The 3,890-nt window shown below is 48.5% G+C and carries 4 protein-coding genes; all 4 read right to left on the bottom strand.

The features are described from left to right. Nucleotides 1-279 precede the first annotated feature (279 nt). The gene (locus KDK19_RS15440; RefSeq protein WP_257292302.1) at nucleotides 280-639 is read right to left on the bottom strand and encodes a type II toxin-antitoxin system RelE/ParE family toxin; all 360 of its coding nucleotides are present in this window, start codon (nucleotides 637-639) and stop codon (nucleotides 280-282) included. Nucleotides 640-642: 3 nt separating this feature from the next. Further along, on the bottom strand, nucleotides 643-921 hold the full coding sequence (locus KDK19_RS15435; protein WP_257292301.1) for a type II toxin-antitoxin system Phd/YefM family antitoxin: 279 nt from the start codon (nucleotides 919-921) through the stop codon (nucleotides 643-645). Nucleotides 922-1,007: 86 nt separating this feature from the next. Further along, nucleotides 1,008-2,123: a hypothetical protein gene (locus KDK19_RS15430; RefSeq protein ID WP_257292300.1), complete on the bottom strand. Its 1,116-nt coding sequence runs from the start codon at nucleotides 2,121-2,123 to the stop codon at nucleotides 1,008-1,010. A gap of 410 nt (nucleotides 2,124-2,533) precedes the next feature. Continuing rightward, nucleotides 2,534-3,890 (bottom strand): class I SAM-dependent DNA methyltransferase (locus tag KDK19_RS15425; protein WP_257292299.1); only part of this gene is annotated, 1,357 nt, incomplete at its 5' end.

The raw sequence follows: 3,890 nt of genomic DNA, 5'->3' as shown, positions 1-3,890 counted from the left end.
GTGCAGGCTTCTCTGGCTTTCTGGATAACGGGCTGAAAGTTTCGGAAGACTGAATATCCCAATACTCGCGCTAATGCTCTTGCTGACCAGCACTCTTGCCCTAGCTCATTCACCTGCCTGATCGATTCAAAGCTCTGATGATCTGTGTTCATTGATTTATCCATGCTGTGTCTCTACCTGTATAAAAAAACAGTTATTATATAGCACGTCCTGCCCGTTCTGGCTTCTGACCATATTGCGCAGCTGCGCAATATGGTCGTGAAGGAGGCCGGTTTAATGTCATTCCAGCAGCCGCTTTTTCAGCAGGCTCTGTAAATCCCTGCGGCTATCAATAACGGTGAACACAAAGACCGACTGTTCCCGAATCTGGTAAATAATCCGGTAAGGTGGATGAGACAGTTCCCGGTGAGTTTTCATACCCGCAGCCAGCATCTCCGGTACCCAATGGCCCCGCTCAGGCATAGTGTTCAGGGTGCTGATGGCATTTTGCAGTTCATCCAGCCAGGTCAGCACCTGCTGTTGTCCGGTTTTCTGCAGCAGGAAACGGCTGATATCCTGTAAATCCTGCTGTGCCCAGCGGGTGAGGTGGACAGTGTAAGACGGACTTTCGGTTGCCCCGGACGGTTCAGGTTTGCTCATCGATTACCGCTCGCCAGACTCTATCTGTTGTTTAAGCCGATTGAAAAACGCTTCAGCGGGTTCGCTATCGCCCTGTTCGATCTGTTGCTGACCAGTGGCCAGAATTTTCAGCAGAGCCAGTAACTCCTGCTGTTGCTGGTAGCTGTCGGCATCGAGAATGACGGCGCTGGCCTCACCGTTCTGGGTAATCACCATGGGCTGGCGGTTTTCCCGGATTTCGTTAATCACCGCTGAGGTGTTTTTTTTCAGATAGCTGATCGGTTTGATTTGGTCCATACGCATGGCGTCCTCCTGATGAAAGTCTTATAAAGTGCCTTTTAAGGTTCTTTATTATAGGCCTTAAAAGGCGCTTTGTAGCAAGGGCGGATTTACTGATCCGCCGCTTCCTCCAACAGTTGTTCCAGCTGGTCAATATCCGGGAACAGGGGTTCGCCTTTGCCATCGAAACCATCGGTTTTCAGGCGTTCCAGCAGGGCGTGGTTGGCGGTTTCGCTGGATTCGGCCTGGATTAGCTGTTGTTCCGTTAGTTGGCCTTCGATGAGGGCTTCGACCAGGAGTTTGGCTGCTTGGGTAAGCTGCTTGGTCAGCTGTCTTGCGCTAATGATGTCGAGAACAGCATGTTCTACCCACTGTTGAGTCTGTTCACCCAGCAAGGGTATCTGTAAGCCATGAACAGATGGGTAATCTAATGCTTCTCGTGTACCACCTATGGAAGCTCGATTAACCTGATGCTTTACAAAATCTGAGTTAATAGCCGCACAAATATATGCAGCACTGTATTTGGGGCTGATATCAAAGCGAACAGAGTGCTGATTTATATTGACGGGTAAATCCTGTTCGGTAACAAGTGAGGCAGTGCCTGGATAGCCTGTGATGGTAAGAATAATATCGTTAACCATACAGCGGCTTCTTGCTAATTGTTGATCACTGTTTTTGTCTATATAAACAGCATCGCTCAAATCAAGCTGTAGAGCCTTAACATTCTGTACTCTGGCAAAAAGAGTGCCTTGGTCAATGTACTTTGCCCCTTTGGGAGTTGCACCTCCAGTTACTCCTCTTTCACCTAATAATGCAGAAAGTCTAACAAGTCTGATTGTGCTATTTTCTGTCCTATGCAGTAAATCTGTAACGACGGGATCGTACTGTTTGGGATTGATTCTGTACGGAGATAGTTCAGCTTTCTTTGCTCTCCAAAAAGTTTGTTTTGGTTTGAGATTTTGGGTCAGGGGGGCAAAAGTGTTTGTCACTTCCTGGTTAAGATCTTTCGCCCAAGCCCTGAGCCGCTCGGCCTGACGGACTTTATCGCCGATGTATTTTTGGGCTGGATCACTGAGTATCGCTACAGGAATAGAGCGAACATGTTCGTTCACCATATTAATTTGCCCTGTACTGCCTGCAACCCCTTGTTCGAGAGCTCGCTCACCCCACCAACTTCTTAAAAAGGAACAAAGATAGCCCTCGTCGTATTGAGGTTTTACTGTCATTTTTGCAATATGCTGATTCGTTATAGGTTTCTGGTCCCCATAAAAGACAGAAACCCTCCCTATACTGCCTGCACCAGTCAGATTGATAAGTAGATCACCATATTTAACGCTAACTCTGCTTGAGTCTTTGATACTTGATATATCGGCATGATCAGCAGGCGATATGTCCGCAAGCAGGTCTTGAACATTTTTGGTTTTCAGGCACGGATAGGTGCCACCATACTTCGGATGAGGGCCTGGACTAATTGTATTTGCAATAAGCGTTTGCAACGGGAGCCAATTGAAAGCCTTGATTTCATTTATCGCTTTGGTAATGGCTGGTCGGTAAGACTGAGCCGACCATAGCAAGCCTATATCGCTTGGTTTAACTCGGTTAATATGGCGTGTACCACGCTGCTTATCAACAGACATCACTCACCCCGCCTATAAGCACCAACAATCTTATCCAGATCATTGGAAACACCTGCGGAGTAATCTTCCACATTATTCTTCACTAAGTAACCCAGAGTTTCAGCCACCGCCATAAACACATCACCCTGAGGTTCAGGCAGAAAACGATCTTCATTCTCAGGATCAGCCGGACGTTTCTGCAAATAAAGAATAGAGGTTTTGGCACCCGTACCCGACAGTTTAAAGGTATCCGCTGGCAGGCTGACTACGGCTTTAACAATGGCCTTGCCTCCCACAAACTCACCACTTTTCTCATCCTTTTTGCCCATAATGTATTCCCGCACATAACGGTCACCGGAGTTACAGAGAATGCCATCGGGCAAAACAATCAACAGCCGACCGCCGGGTTTCAGCAGTTGCAGGCAGCGGTCAATAAAGAGTACCGCCGGATCAATGGAGCCGCCTTTTACCTGGTTCCACTCGCCACTTTTGTTGGGTTTACTGCCCAATGCCAAACCTTTAGGAGAAGGGTGGAGCTGGTATTTGGCTTTTTTGCCGTTGGAAACATTACGCAGGTCAGTTCTGAAACCTGCCCAGAGTGGATTACCATCGTCGTCTTTAAACAGGTCGCCAGTATCTTTCCATTCCATTCTTTGATAGTCGTAATAAGCGTTATACGATTCCACCACCTGCTCAGCAGGACGGAAACCACCCAGCACTTGCTCCATATTTGCTTCGTACTGTTTTTTGGATTCCTTGCCACGCTTATCGCTCTTGAACTTCGGCGTACCAAACGGTGGATTGGTGCAGATCAAGCTCAGGCTGTTAGGCTTCAGGGAGCGGCTGGTCAGGGAGTTATCGGTGTAGAAAATCTTGGCTTTTTTCGCCCCCTGCAAGGCCATATTGACCCTTGCCAACATCACCATGCGAGGAGCCGCATCAGCACCGATAAAGCTGTTGTTCAGCATATCTTCCCAGAGCTTGTCACGCAGGTTGTCCTGCATGGGCAGTTCATCCAGAGCGGTCCTTAAATGACGCATGGCCACAGAACCAAAACCGTAGGAACCACAGGTAGGATCGCCAAACGTAAATACCGGATTACCATCGGCATCACGGGCGGTCAGCTCTTCCGGGGATTGTTCTTTGATATCGTGAAACGCCATTTCCAGCATGGCCTGTTTCACCGGGTTGGGCGTCAGATAAACACCCAGTCCGCCTTTGGATTCAAAGTTGGCACGCAGGAAAACATCGAACACCCTACCCAGCAAATCGCCGGACATATCTGCCAGAGTGCCATGCTCTTTGCCCGGAACCGGTGTGTTGCGGTTGTCCGTTACCGGCCCGAGATCCTGAATCGCTTTTAACAGGGTTTCGTAA

The organism is Endozoicomonas sp. ONNA1 (assembly GCF_024606325.1).
Classification (GTDB): Bacteria; Pseudomonadota; Gammaproteobacteria; order Pseudomonadales; family Endozoicomonadaceae; genus Endozoicomonas_A.
This window is presented reverse-complemented; position numbering and strand designations above follow the sequence as displayed.

Coding starts and splice junctions, on each gene's coding strand:
- KDK19_RS15440 (WP_257292302.1), bottom strand. CDS start 639: ATGAGCAAACCTGAACCGTCCGGGGCAACCGAAAGTCCGTCTTACACT.
- KDK19_RS15435 (WP_257292301.1), bottom strand. CDS start 921: ATGCGTATGGACCAAATCAAACCGATCAGCTATCTGAAAAAAAACACC.
- KDK19_RS15430 (WP_257292300.1), bottom strand. CDS start 2,123: ATGACAGTAAAACCTCAATACGACGAGGGCTATCTTTGTTCCTTTTTA.